The 19,611-nt window shown below is 54.8% G+C and carries 21 protein-coding genes; 10 read left to right on the plus strand and 11 right to left on the minus strand.

Features of this window, described 5'->3' with window-relative positions; all coding sequences use genetic code 11:
* The first annotated feature begins 29 nt into the window (after positions 1 to 29).
* Positions 30 to 752, plus strand: a complete 723-nt coding sequence (gene serB, locus KIH26_RS01685; protein WP_213441815.1) for a phosphoserine phosphatase SerB — start codon at positions 30 to 32, stop codon at positions 750 to 752.
* A gap of 65 nt (positions 753 to 817) precedes the next feature.
* On the opposite strand, the gene nudB is transcribed toward serB, so the two are convergent.
* A complete protein-coding gene (nudB, locus tag KIH26_RS01690) occupies positions 818 to 1,279 on the minus strand; it encodes a dihydroneopterin triphosphate diphosphatase (RefSeq protein WP_213441818.1) in 462 nt (153 codons plus the stop codon).
* 18 nt (positions 1,280 to 1,297) lie between these two features.
* On the opposite strand from nudB, the gene KIH26_RS01695 reads away from it, so the two are divergent.
* Together KIH26_RS01695 and KIH26_RS01700 are read left to right on the plus strand one after the other, a co-directional pair.
* Positions 1,298 to 2,185 carry an alpha/beta hydrolase gene (locus KIH26_RS01695; protein ID WP_213441820.1) on the plus strand — a complete coding sequence of 296 codons (888 nt, stop codon included), beginning with the start codon at positions 1,298 to 1,300 and terminating at the stop codon, positions 2,183 to 2,185.
* 12 nt (positions 2,186 to 2,197) lie between these two features.
* Positions 2,198 to 2,980 (plus strand): sulfite exporter TauE/SafE family protein, encoded by a 783-nt coding sequence (locus KIH26_RS01700; protein ID WP_213441822.1) that lies wholly within the window; start codon positions 2,198 to 2,200, stop codon positions 2,978 to 2,980.
* On the opposite strand, the gene KIH26_RS01705 is transcribed toward KIH26_RS01700, so the two are convergent.
* Positions 2,977 to 3,927: a LysR family transcriptional regulator gene (locus KIH26_RS01705; RefSeq protein WP_213441824.1), complete on the minus strand. Its 951-nt coding sequence runs from the start codon at positions 3,925 to 3,927 to the stop codon at positions 2,977 to 2,979. The genes KIH26_RS01700 and KIH26_RS01705 overlap by 4 nt on opposite strands.
* A gap of 80 nt (positions 3,928 to 4,007) precedes the next feature.
* Between KIH26_RS01705 and KIH26_RS01710 the strand changes: the two genes are divergently transcribed.
* Together KIH26_RS01710 and KIH26_RS01715 are read left to right on the plus strand one after the other, a co-directional pair.
* Positions 4,008 to 5,096: a CaiB/BaiF CoA transferase family protein gene (locus KIH26_RS01710; protein WP_213441826.1), complete on the plus strand. Its 1,089-nt coding sequence runs from the start codon at positions 4,008 to 4,010 to the stop codon at positions 5,094 to 5,096.
* Between the two features lie 19 nt (positions 5,097 to 5,115).
* Positions 5,116 to 6,093, plus strand: coding sequence for a Bug family tripartite tricarboxylate transporter substrate binding protein (locus KIH26_RS01715; RefSeq protein WP_213441828.1), 978 nt, complete (start codon positions 5,116 to 5,118; stop codon positions 6,091 to 6,093).
* Here the strand turns inward: KIH26_RS01715 and KIH26_RS01720 are convergent, their stop codons facing one another.
* From KIH26_RS01720 to sdhC, 9 genes are all read right to left on the minus strand, one after another.
* Positions 6,094 to 6,561 (minus strand): Mpo1 family 2-hydroxy fatty acid dioxygenase, encoded by a 468-nt coding sequence (locus tag KIH26_RS01720; protein WP_213441830.1) that lies wholly within the window; start codon positions 6,559 to 6,561, stop codon positions 6,094 to 6,096.
* Positions 6,562 to 6,659: 98 nt separating this feature from the next.
* Positions 6,660 to 7,820, minus strand: a complete 1,161-nt coding sequence (locus KIH26_RS01725; protein ID WP_213441832.1) for a fumarylacetoacetate hydrolase family protein — start codon at positions 7,818 to 7,820, stop codon at positions 6,660 to 6,662.
* A gap of 15 nt (positions 7,821 to 7,835) precedes the next feature.
* Positions 7,836 to 9,032, minus strand: coding sequence for a mandelate racemase/muconate lactonizing enzyme family protein (locus KIH26_RS01730; protein ID WP_213441834.1), 1,197 nt, complete (start codon positions 9,030 to 9,032; stop codon positions 7,836 to 7,838).
* 503 nt (positions 9,033 to 9,535) lie between these two features.
* A complete protein-coding gene (locus KIH26_RS01735; protein WP_213441836.1) occupies positions 9,536 to 10,846 on the minus strand; it encodes a citrate synthase in 1,311 nt (436 codons plus the stop codon).
* The gene (locus KIH26_RS01740; protein ID WP_213441838.1) at positions 10,843 to 11,184 is read right to left on the minus strand and encodes an FAD assembly factor SdhE; all 342 of its coding nucleotides are present in this window, start codon (positions 11,182 to 11,184) and stop codon (positions 10,843 to 10,845) included. Before KIH26_RS01740 ends, KIH26_RS01735 begins: the two co-directional genes overlap by 4 nt.
* Positions 11,185 to 11,321: 137 nt before the next feature.
* Positions 11,322 to 12,026, minus strand: coding sequence for a succinate dehydrogenase iron-sulfur subunit (locus KIH26_RS01745; protein ID WP_213441840.1), 705 nt, complete (start codon positions 12,024 to 12,026; stop codon positions 11,322 to 11,324).
* Positions 12,027 to 12,050: 24 nt separating this feature from the next.
* The gene (gene sdhA, locus KIH26_RS01750) at positions 12,051 to 13,862 is read right to left on the minus strand and encodes a succinate dehydrogenase flavoprotein subunit (protein ID WP_213441842.1); all 1,812 of its coding nucleotides are present in this window, start codon (positions 13,860 to 13,862) and stop codon (positions 12,051 to 12,053) included.
* A gap of 99 nt (positions 13,863 to 13,961) precedes the next feature.
* Complete coding sequence (gene sdhD / locus KIH26_RS01755; protein ID WP_213441844.1) at positions 13,962 to 14,327, minus strand: succinate dehydrogenase, hydrophobic membrane anchor protein; 366 nt, start codon at positions 14,325 to 14,327, stop codon at positions 13,962 to 13,964.
* A 17-nt stretch (positions 14,328 to 14,344) separates the two neighbouring features.
* The gene (gene sdhC, locus KIH26_RS01760; RefSeq protein WP_213441846.1) at positions 14,345 to 14,785 is read right to left on the minus strand and encodes a succinate dehydrogenase, cytochrome b556 subunit; all 441 of its coding nucleotides are present in this window, start codon (positions 14,783 to 14,785) and stop codon (positions 14,345 to 14,347) included.
* Between the two features lie 185 nt (positions 14,786 to 14,970).
* Between sdhC and KIH26_RS01765 the strand changes: the two genes are divergently transcribed.
* The 5 genes from KIH26_RS01765 (at position 14,971) to KIH26_RS01785 (ending at position 19,407) form a co-directional block, all read left to right on the plus strand.
* A complete protein-coding gene (locus KIH26_RS01765; RefSeq protein ID WP_213441848.1) occupies positions 14,971 to 16,011 on the plus strand; it encodes a S1C family serine protease in 1,041 nt (346 codons plus the stop codon).
* A 166-nt stretch (positions 16,012 to 16,177) separates the two neighbouring features.
* Positions 16,178 to 17,194, plus strand: a complete 1,017-nt coding sequence (locus KIH26_RS01770; protein ID WP_249660909.1) for an AAA family ATPase — start codon at positions 16,178 to 16,180, stop codon at positions 17,192 to 17,194.
* Positions 17,175 to 18,176: a DUF58 domain-containing protein gene (locus KIH26_RS01775; RefSeq protein WP_213441850.1), complete on the plus strand. Its 1,002-nt coding sequence runs from the start codon at positions 17,175 to 17,177 to the stop codon at positions 18,174 to 18,176. The genes KIH26_RS01770 and KIH26_RS01775 overlap by 20 nt, the downstream gene beginning before the upstream one ends.
* 17 nt (positions 18,177 to 18,193) lie before the next feature.
* Complete coding sequence (locus KIH26_RS01780) at positions 18,194 to 19,243, plus strand: VWA domain-containing protein (protein ID WP_213444591.1); 1,050 nt, start codon at positions 18,194 to 18,196, stop codon at positions 19,241 to 19,243.
* Positions 19,240 to 19,407 (plus strand): hypothetical protein, encoded by a 168-nt coding sequence (locus KIH26_RS01785; RefSeq protein WP_213441852.1) that lies wholly within the window; start codon positions 19,240 to 19,242, stop codon positions 19,405 to 19,407. Before KIH26_RS01780 ends, KIH26_RS01785 begins: the two co-directional genes overlap by 4 nt.
* Positions 19,408 to 19,611 lie beyond the last annotated feature (204 nt).

The raw sequence follows: 19,611 nt of genomic DNA on the forward strand, positions 1-19,611 counted from the left end.
GATGCTACTAAATTTATAGTGATTGATTCATGACTTCTACAGAATTCTCTCCCGGCTTGGTGATCCAAGGCTTTGTACCGCCTTTGAAGCTCTCCGATTTCAAGCTCGCTGCGTTTGATATGGATTCCACCCTGATCAACATCGAATGTGTGGATGAAATTGCCGATGCAGCAGGCCGCAAAGAAGAGGTGGCGGCGATCACAGAAGCTGCGATGCGCGGCGAGATCACGGATTACAAAGATTCGTTGCGCCGCCGCGTAGCGCTGCTCGCGGGTGTGCCTGTGAGTGCGATGGAAGAGGTGTTTACGAATCGTTTGCAACTCAATCCGGGGACAACTGAGCTGACGGCGGCTTTGAAGGCGGCAGGCTGCAAGTTATTGCTCGTCTCAGGCGGGTTCACGTTTTTCACGGATCGGATTCGGGACAAACTAAACATGGATTTCGCGCGCTCGAATGTTTTGGAAGTGCAAGGCGGCAAGCTCACCGGACGCATGGTCGATCAGGCTTGGGGTGATATTTGCGATGGCGCAGAAAAGCGCAAGATGCTGCTTTCGACTTGCGCTGATTTAGGCATCACACCGAAGCAGGCTATGGCCGTGGGTGATGGCGCGAATGATTTGCCGATGATGCATGCTTGCTCTGAGGCCGGTGGCCTGTCTGTGGCCTTTCATGCGAAGCCGAAAGTACGTGAGCAAGCCATGGTGGCGATCAACTCGGGCGGGCTGGATCGGGTGCTCGCGCTGTTGGCTTGATGCTATCAATTCATGAGCACCCCGCGCAGGTTCGTAGCCGGCGATATGCTCAAAAAGCATAAAAATCACGGTGCCTGCAGAGCAACACGGCGTATCGCAAGCTCATTCGATGCGGAGCTCACTCGCAATGCCGCTTCCTGCCATGGCAGCCAGATTTGACGCACGTGCTCTTGCGGCGCAAGCTTCACGATGACGGGCTTGGGGATGCGCAAACCAAACACACGCTCTGTATTTCGTGTGATGCCAGGCTCGTAGCGGTGCAGATAGTGTGGCCAGATGTCGTAGGTGTTTTCTAAATGCCAGTCCGTGAGTAGATGATCTGGCGCGTGAGTATCCAAGCCAGTCTCTTCCATCACTTCGCGCACGGCGCATGCTGTGAATGACTCGTTGTTATGATCCAAGCTGCCGGTGACGGATTGCCAAACACCGGAGCCCAGGCCATGCTCGTTGGCGCGCTCAATCAGCAGCACTTCGCCCGGCGGTGTGTAGATCACGACGAGCACTGAGCGGGGGATTTTGTAGACCATGCGGTAGAGTATCGCAATATGCTGCAGACCGATATCTTCACTTCAGAACATCCAAGCACTTCGCCTCTTTTGCAGCCGCTTCCTGAGCGGGAGAAAGAATACTCGCCAAGCTCGGCGATTGGCGGAAATTACCAACCATTTATTCAAGCCTACATCGATCAAAGCAAGCAGGCTCACAACCAAATCAAATGCATCAAAGATTTGCGATATGGTGCAGCTGAACGCGCTTTGATCGATTACTTTCCATCGCCTAAAAATACAAACGGCGAAGCACCGGGACTGTTGGTGTTTATTCACGGCGGCTACTGGCAGGAGTTGTCTAAAAACGAATCGGCTTTTCTCGCACCTGCTTGGCATGCCGCCGGGTTTGCACATGCTGTGGTGGGCTACACACTTGCGCCACAGGCGCGGGTGGGGGAGATCATGGTGCAGTGCTGCGCCGCCTTGGCTTATCTGCGGGATGAAGCTGCCCAGCTTGGGCATGATCCCAATCGCATCGTGGTAGCAGGCAGCTCGGCAGGTGGCTATTTGACGGCAGCTTGCGCTGCTGATGCGTCATTGAATTTGTTGGGAATGGTGCCTATTTCAGGCATCTTTGATTTGCGGCCTCTGGTGGGCACATCGATCAACGATGCTCTAGGCATGAGCATGAAAGAAGCTGCCGAGTTATCAGCGCTTACCAAGAGTGCATCGCTTGTGCCCGGCGTGATTGCATGGGGGCAGATCGAGACGGCGGCATTCAAGCAGCAAAGCAAGGCGCTTGCTTCGCATCTGCGCGCGAATGGGCAAGCATGCGAGACGCTGGAGATCGCAGGGCGCAATCATTTTGATGTCGTGCATGAGTTGGGTGATCCTCAGTCCGCCTTGTTTGTTGCAACGCGCAAGCTCTTCGATCGCCAAGGTTAAACTCCTTCGCTCATGCCTTCACCACAAGAAATTTACTGGCTTCTGTTCGGCGCATCCGCCGGTTTGCTGATTTACCTCTCAGGCGTAGGCGCGGGTGTGATCGTCGTGCCGGTCATGGTCACTGTGTTTGGCACGCCAGTAGCCACAGCGGTCGGCACAGCAAGTTTGTTTTCTGTGGCTTGCAAAATTGCAGCGGGGCTATCGCATATTCAGCAGCGCAATGTCTCGCGGCGTTTGCTGAAAGCTTTTTTACCAGCCAGTGTGGTGGCCTGCCTGTGGCTTGCGGCCCTGATCAGCCTCGCGTTGCCCAATGTGTGGCCTCAGGGCAAGCCGCAGGTGGAGTTGTTTTTGAAGCTGCTGGTGCTGGCTGTGGGCAGTCTGGCTGTGGCCTCAATTTACACGCCGCAAGTCAAGCAAGCGCTGATGCGTTTGCGGATCCGCACCACAGCTCTGGTCACAGGCGCGCTCGTGGGCGCAACAGGAACAGGCGGCGGTGTGCTCGTTGTACCAGCGCTCATGGCTGAAGGTAGCGAAAGCACGCAGCGCATCATCGGCACGTCGCTCATTATTGGGCTGATTTTGTCGTCTGTCACGGCGCTGTTTTACGGCGCTGCTGGCAGCTTGAATTTGGCGATGGCACTGTGGATGACAGGAGGCTCGCTGCTGGCCATGCCTCTGGGGCGTTTGATTTTTAAACGCGTCTCTTCCCAAGCGCTCACGCATTTGGTCGCTGTGTTGGCCATGCTGGCTTTGTGTGTGCTGGCATTTGGTTTGCTCACCTCTGCTGCTTCCTAAGCCGCTAGGATGGCCTCGCGTAGCGCCATAAATTGTGGCAAGGCAAGCTGCGAGGGGCGATAGAACAAGCCCAGTTGCATCGGCTCACCCAGCGCAAGTGGCAAGGCCTTCAGGCCCCAATCTGAAGCAAAGCGCTTGATCAGGGAGAGTGGCCCAGCCGCCGCCAAACCCATTCGCGAGGCACACCACAATGCTTGTACGGTCGTGCCGGCTTGCAAAGCCATATGCGGTGTGCCCAGCCTGTGAAATTGGAAATGCTGCTCGAGCAGATTGCGGATGTAGGAGCCAGGCTCTGGCAACACCCACGACAGCTGGGCAAGCTCTTGAGCCGTGATGCGTCGCTTGCGTGCCAGTGCGTGCGAAGTCGGCACGGCCATGGCGGCTTGCTCTGTGCCGAGCAAGTCAATATGCAGACCATCCCATTGATTGCGAGCGTCAGGCACTTGCCCCATGCGTGTGATGGCAGCGGTCAGCGTGCCTGACTTCACAGCTTCCACCAAGGCTTGCGATGTGCCTTCACTCACATGCAAGCTTCCCGGATACTGTCGCGCCAAGCGTGAAGCGATGGCAGGGACGCGCTCGATCATGGCTTGTGGAATGACGCCAAGCTTCATGGTCAAGGGCTCGGTGCTCAGTGTATGCACGCTCATTTCAAACTGTTCAAACTCTCGCAGTACGACGGCGCTGCGTTGCGCCAACTTCAAGCCAGCCTCGGTCGGCTGAGCGCCACGCCTGTCGCGCGTGAACAAGACCGCGCCAACACTCGACTCGAGTTCTTGCAGCATCAGGGAAGCTGCCGCTGCCGTGATATGAAGTTGCGCAGCTGCAGCGCTGAGCGTCAATCCATCACTCAGCCACACCAGTAGCCGCAGCTGGCGAATACGCAGTTGGCTCAAACGATGGGTATTGGCTTTGAAAAGTATGTCGGGAGTGATATTAGCGGGCATACCTTATCTTCAAGTAAAAATTGAAGATATGCAATAAAAATCAAATTTACTTGTATTTAAATAAGCTCTAAAGTTAATTCATGAATCCCCTTTGCCTACAAGATCTGCGCGTGGTTGATCTCACGCAAGTGATCGCTGGCCCTTATTGCGCCATGCAATTGGCGCAATTGGGCGCGCATGTCACCAAGGTGGAAGCACCCAGCGGCGATCCGATGCGCTGGCGTGGCGGCAGCGATACGCGGGCAGCATCTGTGGGTTGCTCTACCCATTACGCAGCGCATGCGCGTGGGCGCTCGGTGGTGAATCTGGATTGGAATACCGAAAGCGGCCAGCAAGAGCTGATTGCGCTACTTGCTCAAGCCGATGTGTTTGTATGCAATCTGCGCGCGCATGTGTTGCCGCGCATGGGCTTGGCTGTGGAGACTTTGCGTGATCTGTTTCCTCAGCTGGTCGTCTGCACCTTGTCAGGCTATGCCGCAGAAAGCGATAGCTGCGCCGATTGGCCAGCTTATGACAACACCATTCAAGCAGCCAGTGGCTTGATGCCACTGAATGGTCAAGGCGAGGTTGGCGCGCGAGTCGGTGCGCCGATCATTGATTACGCATGCGGCATGGCAGCACTCTCAGCCATACTTGCTGCTTTGTTTGAGCGCACCAAGAGCGGCCAAGGACAACATGTGCATATCAGCATGCTCAGTGTGGCGCATCAGTTGATGACGGCGCAGCGGTTTGATCTTGCTGCCACCGGCAAGGAGCCACATTACAAAGGGAATGCGGCCAACAGTGGCGAGCCCCTCTCTCGGGTGTTTGAAACGGGTCAAGGCTCTCTAGCTTTGGCCGTGAATGAGCCGCATCAATTTGCAAAACTATGCTTGGTGCTCGGGCAAACCCAATGGTTGAGTGATGAGCGCTTTGCCACAAGCAAAATGCGCCGCCAGCACGCAAACGAGTTGCAAGCTTTGGTCGAGCAGTGTCTGCTGGCCGATGCTGCGCTGGCTTGGGAGGCCAAGCTTTGCGAGGCGGGTGTGGCTGCCGCTGCAGTTCGCACGCTCGCGCAATCCATTGAGCACCTGGGCGCGCAGCATGATCCCGATTTATTTGGCATGGAGCGCGGGCGTGTATCGCCAAAAGCTCTAAAGGCTGCAGTTCCCTATAAGACAGCTGTTTAATTTTTTTCAGGAGACTCGAATGATCATCATCACCCGCCGCACTGCTTTGCAAGCCAGCGCAGCTTGGAGCGCCAGCCTAGCTTTGCCCGCGATGGCGCAAAGCTCGGTATGGCCGAAAGAAAACGTCAAGCTCATCGTACCCTTTGCCGCTGGCGGCGGCACGGATCGCTTGGCGCGCCTGATGGGGCAGCGTTTGTCTGAGAAAACGGGAAAATCCTTTGTGGTGGAAAACCGCCCAGGCGCAGGCGGCAATATTGGTGCAGCGCAAGTGGCCAAAGCCAACGATCCGCACCAATTGCTTTTCACCACAGCCTCGATCGTCGTGAGCCCTTTCCTGTTCAGCAAACCCGGCTATAACCTAACCAAAGACCTGACACCCGTGATTCAGGTGTCTTCTTCGCCGCTGGTGCTGGTGGTCCGGGCCAACTCGCCGATCAAGGCGATTGAAGATTTACCGAAAGCTGCTGCCGCCAAATCTGGTGGTCTCAATTACGCCTCGCCTGGTGTAGGCACCACCAGCCACCTAGGCGGCTTTTTGATGAGCAAACAACTCAAAATGCCCGCCAGCCATGTGGCCTACCGCGGTGCTGGCCCAGCGGTCAATGCACTGATTGCTGGCGAGATTGATTTTGCGCTGATGGCCGCGGTAGCCGTGTTGCCATTTATCAAGAATCAGCAGCTTCGCGCGGTGGCGGTTGCTGGTAAGCGCCCGCTACCAGATTTAGCCACTACACCTTTGATGGGGGGTGCGCCATACAACTTGGATTTGGACAATTGGCAAGGCGTGTTCATCGCATCGAACTTGGCAAAGACGCATGCTGAAGTGATCAACCAGGCGTTTAACGAAGTCCTGAAATTACAAGACGTACGCACCACAGTCTATGCGGATGGTGCAACACCCGTTGGCGGCGCATCTGCCGCATTGAAAACACTGATGTCTACTGATGGTGGCAAATACGGCGGTATCGTGATTGCCGCGGGCATCAAACCAGAGTGATCACCATTTGATGCCAAGCTTGAGGAATAGCTTGGAGAGCACAAATATCGGGCCAACCCACAGGTATTGGATGTCTTCAAAGAAGCTGGGCTTCTTGCCTTCGATCTTGTGGCCTATGAATTGAAGCACCCAAGAGCCGATAAAGATTGCTAATGAGGCAATCAACACATGTGAACCCATGGCTTGTACGAGTGCAACGATGACCAAAGACCAAATCACCATGCTGATAAAGAAGACGGCAGACAATCGAGCGTAATAAACCATACTTGCTGCGACGAAGATATAGGCCACCCAAGGGTGTAACGCAAACATGAGGCCATAGAGGCTCAGCATAATGAGTGGAATCGCTAGGAAATGGATGACCTCATTCGTAGGGTGCGTGTGACTGCTGCCGTAATGCGCAAGCAACTGATCAACTTTGCGTTGCGGCAGGCCATCTTCCTGGAGCGGTGTTGTGGTGTTGTTCATGGCTGTTTCTCAAAAACAACCAATATTCTAAATGCTAAGAGAAATTGAGAAAATCAGCTTATTTTTCGTCTCTAAGCAGGCAAGACGATTTCACAAATTCATAACAAGCCACGCCTTGCCAAATCACGCATCAGTGCGCGTGAGCCATAAGTCCAGGGGGTGATTTGATCGCAAGTGTTCACCCAATTGGTCAATTCACCTAGGCGTGGGCTACTCACGGTGACGCAATCTCCCACTGCATGCGTGAAGCCTTGTCCTTTGGCGAAGCGATCTTGTGTGGGTGCAAACATCGTACCGCAAAACAGCATGAAGCCATCAGGGTATTGGTGATTGGCATTCAGAGTCTGCGCCACCAGATTCAAAGGATCACGGCTGATTTGTTGCATGGAGCTTGATCCCTCCATCATGAAGCCTTTGTCATCAGTCACCACCAGCCGAACCTCAGCTTGACGCGCATCGTCAATCGTGAAATTCGCATCAAACAAGCGAATGAAAGGTCCAATCGCGCAAGATGCGTTGTTGTCTTTGGCCTTGCCCAATAGCAAAGCGCTACGACCTTCCACATCGCGCAGATTCACATCATTGCCCAACGCCACGCCTTGCACGATGCCTTGCGGCGAGACAGCAAGCACCACCTCTGGCTCAGGATTGTTCCAATGGCTCTCAGGATGAATGCCAATCTGAGCGCCATAGCCCACCGCGCTCATGGCTTGTGATTTGGTGAACACCTCTGCATCTTTGCCAATGCCGACTTCGAGGTACTGGCTCCACAAGCCCATCTCCATCAGCAGCGCTTTGACCTGCATGGCTTTGTCTGAGCCGGGAACGATGGCTCGAAGGTTATCGCCAATCACCTTGGATATTTTCTCACGCACGGCCAGAGCCTTGGAAGCATCGCCTCGCGCCTGCTCTTCAATCACACGCTCCAGCATGCTCGCAACAAAAGTTACGCCAGCTGCTTTGATGGGCTGCAAATCGCAAGGGGCGAGCAAGTGCGCAATGGAATGATCTGGCTCTGCGAGTTGAGAGTTGCCTAGCACGGCTTGCATATCAGCTAGCTTGGGCAATTGCGAACGCTTTGCCGCGATCTGGGCTGCTGGATCATTCATTGCCAGTAAATCAGCACTTGTGGGCGCGATACTGCTCAGATCGTACAAAGCCTCTGGTGTTGCTAGCGCGAGTACTGCGCCTAAGCTGGGCGTATGAACGCGAGCGATCAACACTGCACGGTCTGCGTCTTGCGGGAAAGGGGAGGTCATGAAATGCTTGTCTCGTTAAAGTTTAGCAACGCGCACAGTCGCATCCTTGCGCAGATGCAAATCGGGCAGCAGCTCTAGCCCAAGGCCAGGCTTGTTGTTGAGCGAAATCATGCCTTTGTTGACCATGGGCAATTCTGTGACCAGTTCTTTGTACCAACCGCTGTAAAACGCGCGAACGCTTTCTTGAATCAGTGCATTGGGTGCGTGCAAAGAAAGCTGAGTAGAAGCTGCCCACACCACGGGGCCAGTGCAATCATGCGGCGCTACGGGCAATTGCCAAGCATCGGCCATTGCGGCGATTTTGCGCGCTTCGCTCAATCCACCACACCAGCTCAAATCCAGCATCACGATACCTGCCACGCCAGTTTGCAAATAATCTTTGAAGCCGAATTTATAGGCCAGCGTTTCGCTGGCGCAGATGAGTGCATCGGTGTGGGGCGCGTATTGCTTCAGAAGATCGAGTGAATCCATGCGAATCGCATCTTCATGCCAGAAGGTGTTGAACTCTTTCAAAGCGCGTGCAATCTTTTGCGCCATCGGCAGCCGCCAGAGGCTATGAAACTCCACCATGATGTCCATGCAGTTGCCCACGGCTGAGCGAATTTTGCGGAAAGGCTCAAGCGCTTTGTCCAGATCACGATCACTGATGTATTGGCCATCGCTGGCTTCTGCGGCCGGATCAAACGGCCAAATCTTCATAGCGGTGATGCCTTCTGATTGCAGGCTTAAGGCCAGCTCATCGGCATGATGCAGAAAGCCATTCAAATCTTCATAAGGCCCCGCTTTGTTGCCCAAGCCCCAGTTCGATGTGCTCTGGTTCGTCGTGCTGCGCACGTATTGATAGCCCGCGCAGGTGTTGTAAATGCGAATGGCTTGGCGAGATTCACCGCCCAGCGCCACGCGCACGGGCATATTCGCCGCTTTGCCAAAAATATCCCAGAGCGCAATATCAATCGCGCTGTTGCCACGTGTCTCCACACCGGAGCCTCGCCAGCCGAGATAGCCAGTGATGTCATTGTTTCTTGCTTCGATTTGCAGCGGGTCTTTGCCCAGCAGTTTGGCTGCCGCCCATTCGTGCAGATAAGCCTCCACAGCCGCCGCGCCCATAAATGTTTCGCCGAGGCCCGTGATGCCTTCATCAGTGTGCAGCCGCACCCAGATGATGTTGGGGAATTCCGCGAGGCGGATGGTTTCTAGTTGGGTGATCTTCATGCTTTGCATTGTGGCAAAGATTTGGTGATCTGTGGCCTTCGATGTACGCCTGCGCTTGGGGTATCCCCCTCCGCGAATGTCCTCCGGCTGGCGCTGCGCGCGTGCCTCCCCCTTTATTTCGCTGCGGTCGATACCCCAATCACAGTCGTACATCGAAGGCAAAGGGTTAGCGTGTTGAGTTCCAATCTCGCTGCGCCAAAATTGCTGGGAATAGTTATCGTGGGCGAGCGAAGATTCTCACATTAGCCAACAGGCCTCGGTTGTGATTGGGTTGTTTCTCGCAGCGAAATAAAGGGGGAGACGGCGCAGTCGGCGGAGCACATTCGCGCAGGGGAACAGCACAATTACAACCGAGGCCTGTCTTAATCATCAGAAATCTTCCGCACACCTTTACTGCAAAATCAATAGCACTCCGCGCAGAAAATACGCCGGCAAACTGCTCAAAAGGCTTCGAAAAACAAAAAACCCGCTCAAGGCGGGTTTCTTATGAAGCAGAGCAAAGATCAGCGCTTAGCAATCGGCATCACATCGCGTTTCACAGAGCCTGTGAAGAGTTGGCGTGGGCGGCCGATTTTGTATTCTGGGTCGCCGATCATTTCGTTGAGCTGAGCGATCCAGCCGACAGTACGCGCGAGGGCGAAGATACCTGTGAAGAGCTTCACGGGGATGCCGATGGCGCGTTGCACGATGCCGGAGTAGAAATCGACGTTGGGGTAGAGCTTGCGCTGCACGAAATAGTCGTCTTCCAAGGCAATCTTCTCGAGCTCTTTGGCGAGCTTGAAGAGGGGATCGTTTTCCAGGCCGAGGGCGGTGAGCACTTCGTTGCAGGTCTCTTGCATGAGCTTGGCACGAGGATCGTAGTTTTTATAAACGCGGTGGCCAAAGCCCATGAGCTTGACGCCGGAGTTCTTATCCTTGACCTTCTCCATGAACTCGCCGACTTTGGACACGCCGCCCATGCGCTGGATGTCTTCCAGCATCTCGAGGCAAGCTTCGTTTGCGCCGCCGTGAGCGGGGCCCCAGAGGCAGGCCACACCTGCTGCGATGGCTGCAAACGGGTTCGTGCCAGAAGAGCCGCACAGGCGCACAGTGGAGGTAGAGGCATTTTGCTCGTGATCAGCATGCAAGATGAAGATGCGATCCATCGCACGCTCGATCACTTCATTGACCTTGTAATCTTCGCAAGGCGTAGCAAACATCATGCGCATGAAGTTGCCGGCGTAGGAGAGATCATTCTTTGGATAGATGAAAGGCTGGCCGACGCTGTATTTGTAGGCCATGGCGACCAAGGTGGGCATCTTGGCGATCAAACGGATGGCGGAAATATCGCGGTGCTCGGCGTTGTGAACATCGGTGCTGTCGTGATAGAAGGCGGAGAGAGCGCCTACCAAGCCGGTCATGATGGCCATGGGGTGAGCATCGCGGCGGAAGCCACGCAGGAAGAATTGCATCTGCTCGTTGACCATGGTGTGGTTGGTCACGCGGCTGGTGAAATCTACTTTTTGCGCTGCGTTAGGCAGATCGCCGTAGAGCAGCAAATGGCAGGTTTCTAAGAAGTCGCAATTGGTGGCCAATTGCTCGATGGGGTAGCCGCGATACAGCAACTCGCCTTTGTCGCCATCGATGTAGGTGATGGTGGATTGGCAGGCCGCTGTGGACAGGAAGCCGGGGTCATAGGTGAACTTGCCGGTTTGTGCGTAGAGTTTGCGAATGTCGATGACGTCAGGGCCAATATTGCCTTGATAGATCGGCATGTCCACCGCAGGGCTGCCATTGGAGAATGACAGGGTGGCTTTGTAGTCGGCGAGTTTCATTGTTTTTCCTTCAAGAGTTCTAAAACGGCGCGTATATCAGGTGTATCCAGCTCAGGGCGCACTTCGTGCAAAGGCTTGCGGCCAAGATGCAAATCCAAGAGCTGATTGTCAGAGAGATCCATTAGAGCATTCAACCCATTCGCCTGCCTGACGGTGAGTAATTCTGCGTATTTGTTGAAAAAGCGCTCGATGAAGAGATCGTTTTCAAGCATGCCCCGACGGCTGCGCCAGCGGAGTTTGGAGAGAGCACCAGAGGAGAGAGGGGCATCCAAATCAGCGCTCGAATCGAGGCCGTAGACGGCTTCGATGTTTTGAGCGGTGTTGGCGGCAAATTGCATGATGGTGTGGAGAGTTTCTTTTGAACGCAGAAGACGCAAAAGTTACGCAAAAGGCGCAGAAGTAAAACCAAACTTTGGCTGTTCTTTTTGTGTCTTCTGCGTGATTTCTGCGTCTTTTGCGTTCAACTGCATAGTCATCAAACAGCGCGTCTAACCATGAGTTCTTTGATCTTGCCGATGGCCTTAGTGGGGTTCAAACCCTTGGGGCAGACATCGACGCAGTTCATGATGGTGTGGCAGCGGAACAAGCGATATGGGTCTTCGAGGTTATCTAGACGCTCATTCGTGGCTTGATCGCGGCTATCGGCGATGAAGCGGTAGGCTTGCAAGAGGCCGGCGGGGCCGACGAATTTGTCGGGGTTCCACCAGAAGCTGGGGCAGCTTGTGGAGCAGCTCGCACACAAGATGCACTCATACAAGCCGTTCAACTCTTCACGCTCTTCAGGCGATTGCAGGCGCTCTTTCTCAGGCGGAATCGTGTCGTTGATCAAGTAGGGCTTGATCGAGTTGTACTGCTTGAAGAACTGCGTCATGTCCACAATGATGTCGCGGATCACGGGCAGGCCGGGCAGGGGCTTCAGGACGATATCGCCTTTGAGCGTGCGCATATTGGTCAAGCAAGCCAAGCCGTTTTTGCCATTGATGTTCATCGCATCCGAACCGCACACGCCTTCGCGGCAAGAGCGGCGGAAGGAGATGCTGGGGTCTTGCTCTTTGAGCTTCATCAAGGCATCGAGCAACATGCGCTCAGAGCCATCGAGTTCTACCTGAATGGTCTGCATGTATGGCTTGGCATCCTTTTCAGGATCGTAGCGGTAGATTTTGAAGGTGCGCTTTTCCATGTGTTTCTCCAATACTGCTTCGATTTAGAAAGTACGAACTTTTGGTGGCACAGACTCTGCTGTGAGGGGCTTGAGCTTGACGGCTTTGTAATCCAAGCGGCCACCTTTTTGATGGTCTTCGGAATACCACAGCGTGTGCTTCATCCAGTTGGCATCGTCGCGACCCATCGGAGTTTTTGGATCGTCCACCGGTTTCTCGTAATCGCTAACGGTGTGGGCGCCACGGCACTCTTTGCGTGCTGCTGCTGAGACGATCGTGGCCTGAGCGGCTTCGATCAGGTTTTCCACTTCCAGTGCTTCGATACGGGCGGTGTTGAAGGTTTGTGATTTGTCTTTGAGGGTGATGTTCTTCACGCGCTCGCGCAGCTCAGCAATCTTCTTCACGCCTTCGTCCATGCTCGCTTGCGTGCGGAACACGCCGGCGTGTTGCTGCATGGCGGAGCGGATGTCGTTGGCCACGGTTTGTGCGTATTCGCCGGTGGTGGAGTCGTTGAGGCGTGCGATGCGAGCCAGCGTTTTGTCGGCGGCATCCGCTGGCAATTTCTTGTGCTCTTTAGGCGCATTCTTGAGAGATTCCACGATGTGATTGCCTGCTGCGCGGCCAAACACCAGCAGATCGAGCAGAGAGTTCGTGCCCAAGCGGTTCGCGCCATGCACGCTCACGCAAGAGCATTCGCCCACAGCGTAGAGGCCATTGAGCACATCGTTGTCGTTGCCATTACGTTGAATCACGACTTGGCCGTTGATGTTGGTGGGGATGCCGCCCATTTGGTAATGGATGGTGGGCACAACGGGGATCGGCTCTTTGGTGATATCGACGTTGGCGAAGTTCACGCCGATTTCGTACACCGAGGGCAGGCGCTTGTGGATCGTGTCTGCGCCGAGGTGATCGAGCTTGAGCATCACGTAATCTTTGTTCGGGCCGCAGCCACGGCCTTCTTTGATTTCTTGATCCATGCAGCGCGAGACGAAATCGCGGGGAGCCAAATCTTTCAATGTCGGCGCATAGCGCTCCATGAAGCGCTCGCCATTGCTGTTGAGCAAAATCGCGCCTTCGCCACGGCAGCCTTCGGTGAGCAACACGCCCGCGCCAGCCACGCCGGTGGGGTGGAATTGCCAGAATTCCATGTCTTCCAGCGGGATGCCTGCGCGTGCGGCCATGCCCAAGCCGTCGCCGGTGTTGATGAAGGCGTTGGTGGAGGCTGCATAAATACGGCCTGCGCCGCCAGTGGCCATCAAAGTGGTCTTGGCTTCGAGGATGTGAACGTCGCCCGTCTCCATCTCAATCGCCGTCACGCCCACGCAATCGCCATCGGCATCCAAGATCAAATCTTGCGCCATCCACTCCACGAAGAAGCTGGTGCGCGCTGCCACGTTTTGTTGATAGAGCGTGTGCAGCATGGCGTGGCCGGTGCGGTCTGCAGCAGCGCAAGCGCGTTGCACGGGCTTTTCGCCGTAATTCGCGGTGTGGCCGCCGAAGGGGCGCTGGTAGATCGTGCCATCTGGGTTGCGGTCAAAAGGCATGCCCATGTGCTCGAGGTCATAAACCACTTTTGGCGCTTCGCGGCACATGAATTCAATCGCGTCTTGGTCGCCGAGCCAATCGGAGCCCTTCACGGTATCGTAGAAGTGATAGTGCCAATTGTCTTCGCTCATATTGCCTAGCGATGCGCCGATGCCGCCTTGGGCAGCCACGGTGTGCGAACGTGTGGGGAAGACTTTGGTGAGCACGGCCACATTCAGGCCGGCGCGGGAGAGCTGGAGCGATGCGCGCATGCCAGAGCCACCTGCTCCAACGATCACCACATCAAATTTTCTTTTCGTCACATTGGCCATGTTTAAATGTCCTTCTTTACTGCTTTTTTAAGCATCATTTGGCAAGATAGCCGACATAAATACTGCGCGGAGTGCTATTAAAATAATAGTATCCGTAGATCAAATGCGCCACAACACCTGGATCGCCCAGCCCGCGCAGCCTACCAAATACACGATGGTGGCGACTTGCAAAATCAGGCGAATGCTCACAGGCTTGATGTAATCCATGTAAATGTCACGTACGCCGACCCAGACGTGCCAGCACAAGGCGATGATCACAGAGAAGGTGATCACTTTCATCCACTGCGGTGCGAAGATGCCCGCCCAGCTTTCATACGATAGTCCGCCCTTGATCATCAAAAAGCGGATCAACACGAGAACTGTAAAGAGCGCCATCAGCACAGCGGTTGCGCGCTGGGAGAGCCAATCTTTGAAACCATAAGATGCACCGACGACGGTGCGCTTGGAGCCGTAATTCACTGCCATTTTTATTGTTCCTGAAATTAATACACGCCAAACAGCTTGAGACCCACGGCGATGGTGAGCAAAGTGCCGCCAATCAAGGTCACCAGAGCAGAAGACTTGCCAAACTCTTTATCGACCTTGTGCCAACCGTCCATGATCAGGTGGCGCACACCAGCAATGAAGTGGTGAAAGTAAGCCCAAATCAAAGCCAGAGCCACGAGCTTCCACATCCAGCCGGGCAGCCCAAGCATGCCGCTTTTGAAAGCAGCGGTGAACTTGGCATAAGAGAATTCTGATGAGAGGGATGTGTCAAACATCCAAATGATGAAAGGCAAAAGCACAAACATCAAAGCGCCGCTGACGCGATGCAGGATGGAAACCCAGCCAGCGGGCGGAAGGCGATAGGTCGTTAAATCGGTGAAGGCGTTGATGTTGCGGAACTCGGGCCGCTGCTTCTTTGTGGACACTGCGTCGGACATGCTCGTCTTTCTGTGGTTATCTTCTGGCTTGGTAACTCGGTGGTAACTCAAGCCGGCATTGGGTAGATCGACCCATTGCACAACCCAAAATTATATTGCTATGCAGCATTGATTTGGATTCGGGGGCTTATTGGGTGCAAATTTTTCCTAGCTGTGCTAACGTACAACTGATCTGAGGTTCTGACATGCCCCGTCGCTCCATCTACAGCTCCAAGCCCGCTGAACCGTCTCAGCCGGTGAGCGCCGCTCGGGCGGAACCACAATCTTCCAAGCCATCACGCCTGCAAAAAACCCGAGTTTGGCTTACGGCGCACAGCTTGTGGATGGCGGTTTTGCTGCTTTCTTTGGTTTGCGCAGCCCTGGTCTGGCAAATCACCCAGCGCAGTCCACGGGTATTGACGCAAAAAGACATTGATGCTGCCGTCTTACAAACCTTGCAGAAAAACGTCCTGCCCTCCAAAGCTGCTGAGGCTTATGAAAACGTTCGTCCCTCCATCGTTCGAGTGGTGAGTTTTGTGAAGAAAAGTCGTTTGGAAGACATGAAGGCCAGTAAGCAAGCCAAAAATGCAGCAAAACCATCGCTCAAGGACAAAACAGCCAAAAAACCGGGGATGAATGACGACAAAACAGCCAAAGACGAGCCCAAAGACCGATTGGCCCCCGATTTGAAGGCCGAAGACGACGAAGTGGAATTCGGCGTAGGCACAGGCGTCGTGATCGTGGACAAAGGCATCATCCTCACCAATTGGCATGTTGTGCAGGGCGCAGACCGCATCAAAATCACCTTCATGGATGGTTTGGAAGCCGAAGCCGACATCAAAGGCGTTCAAGCTGAAGATGATTTGGCTGTGTTGCAAGCCCGCAAGATCCCAGATGATCTGATCGCTGCGACCATGCGCTCCACAGCTGATTTGCGCGAGGGTGATGAAGTGATCGCTGTGGGCTTCCCTTTCGGGATTGGGCCCTCTACATCGGCTGGCATCGTCTCAGGGCTCAAACGCAGCTTCCGCTCACCTGAAGGCGGTCAGACGATGAAAAACTTGATCCAGTTTGATGCAGCCGCCAACCCCGGCAATTCCGGTGGCCCTTTGGTCACGATGGATGGCGAAGTAGTCGGCATCGTCACAGCCATCATGAACCCAACACCTGCGCGAACGTTTATTGGCATAGGCTTTGCTGTGCCGATAGAAAACGCGGCGAGTGCGGCGGGTATGCCGCCTTTTTAATTGAGGTTTTGTGCAAGTGAAAGAATTGAACGCAGAAGACGCAAAAGTTTCGCAAAAGACGCAAAAAAGTCTTTTGGATTCTTCCGCGAATTTTGCGTAGTTTTTGCGTCTTTTGCGTTCTATTTTTAAGATCGCTCAAGCATTCGACTACAGAAAGAATCCGGATATGAGTGATGCATCCAAACTAGACCAACAAACCGCCGAGCTGATGGAGCAGATTCTTTATGAGGTCAAGCGCGTTGTAGTTGGCCAAGATCGCCTGCTCGAGCGCATGATGGTCGCGTTACTCGCGCAAGGGCATTTACTCGTGGAAGGCGTGCCGGGGCTGGCGAAGACACTCACGGTGAAAACACTTGCAGAAACCATTGGCGGCAAGTTCAAGCGCATTCAATTCACACCTGATCTCGTGCCGTCAGACCTCGTAGGCACGCGGGTGTACAACCAAGCCAGTGGTCAGTTCTCCACATCGCTCGGCCCAGTGTTTGCCAACCTGCTGCTCGCTGACGAGATCAACCGCGCTCCCGCCAAAGTGCAAAGCGCTTTACTGGAAGTGATGCAAGAGCGGCAAGTGACGATTGCGGGCGAGACGCACAAAGTACCCAGCCCCTTCCTCGTGATGGCCACGCAAAACCCGATTGAGACGGAAGGCACCTATCCATTGCCCGAGGCGCAAGTCGATCGTTTCATGATGAAAGTGATGGTCGATTACCCGAGCGATGAAGAAGAGCGCGTGATTGTGGATCGCGTGACTGGCCCTGCGGTCAAAGTGCGCGAAGTAGCGACGCTGGAGCAACTGGCTGCGCTGCAAAAGCAATGCCGTGAGGTGTATGTCGATCCTTCTCTTGTTGAATACGCCGTGAAGATCGTCACCTGCACACGTACCCCAGAAAAGCATGGCTTGAAAGACATGCGCGCGCAAATCACCTATGGCGCAAGCCCACGCGCCACCATTGGCCTCACAGAAGGCGCAAGAGCGCTCGCGCTCATGCGTGGCCGCCGTTACGCGCTGCCAGAAGACATGACCGATCTCGTGCCCGAAGTGCTTCGCCATCGCGTGGTGCTCTCCTATGACGCGCTCTCTGCCGGCCTTACACCCGATGCCCTGATTGCACAAATCATGCAAGCGATTCCTGCGCCCCCCAAGCCGCTGAAGCACATCGACGATGAAAAACTGGCTGCGTAAGACCTTCTCTTTGACTCCTCTAGCGGTTGTTGAAGAACCGTTGGCTGAACCTGCCTTGAAGGGCGGCGCAGAGGCTTTGCTCAAGCGTTTAGAGTGGACAACGATTCGCCGCTTAGACGGCGTGCTGCAAGGCGATTACAAAACTCTCTTTCGCGGTGCAGGTCTAGATTTCGCTGATCTGCGCGAATACCAAGCGCACGACGATGTACGCCACATCGATTGGAATGTCACTGCCCGCACCAACACACCACATGTGCGCGTCTTTACCGAAGACCGCGAGATGGCCGCATGGTTTGTCATGGACTTGAGCGCTTCTGTAGATTTTGGCTCGGGGGCAAGGCGCAAGAGAGATGTGTGCAATGAGCTAGCTGTTTCTCTCGCTCGTGTACTCACAGGTCATGGCAATCGCGTTGGCGCATTGCTCTATGGTGGTGGAGACAGCACTGGGGTGAGCAAAATGCTACCCACCGGCTCAGGTCGCAGGCATGTGTTACATCTGGCGCATGAGCTGCTCGCGCATCGCGCGAAGATCGGCAGCCAAGAAACCCAGCTCACCCATCTGCTCGATGCTGCTGCACATGTGATCAAACGGCGCAGCACCGTCTTCGTCATCTCCGATTTTTTCAGCGCACCAGGCTGGGACAAGCCTTTGCAGCAACTCGCTCGCCGCCATGACGTGGTGGCCGTGCGCCTCACTGATCCGCTCGAATTGCAATTGCCTGATATGGGCATGATCACTCTGCGTGATGCCGAAACGGGCGAGACGCAATTGATTGATTGCAACCCCAAATTCCGCCGTCGCTTTGCTGAAATTTCCGCTGAGAAAGAAACGCAGTTGCGTGAAGGTCTAGCTCTTGCAGGTGTCGACACGCTGGAAATTTCCACGGAAAACGATCTTGCGGATGCCATCATTCGCTTCTGCGCACTGCGTCGTAGAAAAAGCCGTCGCTTTGCCGCACCCTCATCTCAAAAGGTAGCCTGAAAATGAACATCCCAGGCGTGAATTTCCTCTGGCCAGAATTTCTCTGGTTGCTTTTGCTGCTGCCCGTGCTTGTGCTCTGGTACATGTGGCTCTTGAAGCGTCGCAAAAAAATGGCCGCGAGCTTTTCCTCGCTCTCCATCATCAAGCAAGCTGCGGCTGGCCAAGCCTCTTGGCGCAGGCATGTACCACCCGCGCTTTTTCTGCTGGCACTCGGTGCGATGTTGATTGCCGCATCTCGCCCCATGGCCGTGATCACCTTGCCATCCAATCAAAAGACCATCATCTTGGCGTTGGATGTGAGCGGCAGCATGCGTGCCACCGATATTCAGCCCACGCGCTTTATTGCGATGCAGGCCGCTGCGAAGAAGTTTTTGGAAACGCTGCCACGTGAAGTGAAAGTCGGCATCGTGGCCTTCGCAGGCGCAGCCCAAGTGGCGCAGTACCCCACGCTCAACCGCGAAGATTTAGTACAAGCCATTGATCGCTTCCAAATGCAACGTGGCACCGCCACGGGCAATGCCATCGTGATTTCTCTAGCTACCATTTTTCCGGATGCGGGCATTGAGCTCGCGCAAATGGGCACAGCGGGTATGGGTGGTAATCGACCCATGGGGCGCTCGTTGAATGAGCCCCCAAAGGAAAAGAAAGAGCATGTGCCCGTGCCTCCCGGCTCCTATAACTCCGCAGCCGTGATCATGCTCACCGATGGTCAGCGCACCACGGGTGTTGATCCGATGGAAGCTTCCAAAATGGCCGCTGATCGCGGCGTACGTGTCTATACCGTTGGTGTAGGCACAGTGGATGGCGAGACGATTGGCTTCGAGGGCTGGAGCATGCGTGTGCGCTTGGACGAAGAGACTTTGAAAGCAGTGGCCAGCCGCACAGCCGCTGATTATTTCTACGCAGGCAGTGCGACGGATTTGACCAAGGTGTACGAAAAGCTGTCTTCCCGAATTTCTACCGAGAAGAAGGAGACGGAGATTTCTGGTCTCTTGGCTTTGCTTGCGGCGATGTTGACGGTGATCTCGGCATCACTTTCTGTGCTTTGGTTTAATCGGGTGATGTGACGGTTGCTGCGGCCTGTGCTGCTGTGCCCGCCACCGCCACAGCGCATGCACCTCCGAACGCGCCCCCAGCGGCGATGAGTATGGTTTACCTCCAGCAAATTGGTATCTCCGCCTCCTCCTTTACCTCACTGCGGTACATGCGCTATGTCGATGGCTGCGAATGAAAGCAGCTATTTTTTTAAGCGCTGTGGCGCAAATGAAATGGCTTTTTCAATGAGAGCCGATTCGCTCGCAAGATCGTGCTGCCTGTGCGTTTTGCGGAGGTAAAGGAGGAGGCGGCGAAACCTACCTGCCGAAGAAAAATATGACTAAACGCCGCCGGGGGACACGTAGCAAAACGCACAGGCAGCGCGATTCACCCTAACAAG

It is taken from the genome of Variovorax sp. PCZ-1 (genome assembly GCF_018413605.1).
Lineage (GTDB): Bacteria > Pseudomonadota > Gammaproteobacteria > Burkholderiales > Burkholderiaceae_C > JANMDU01.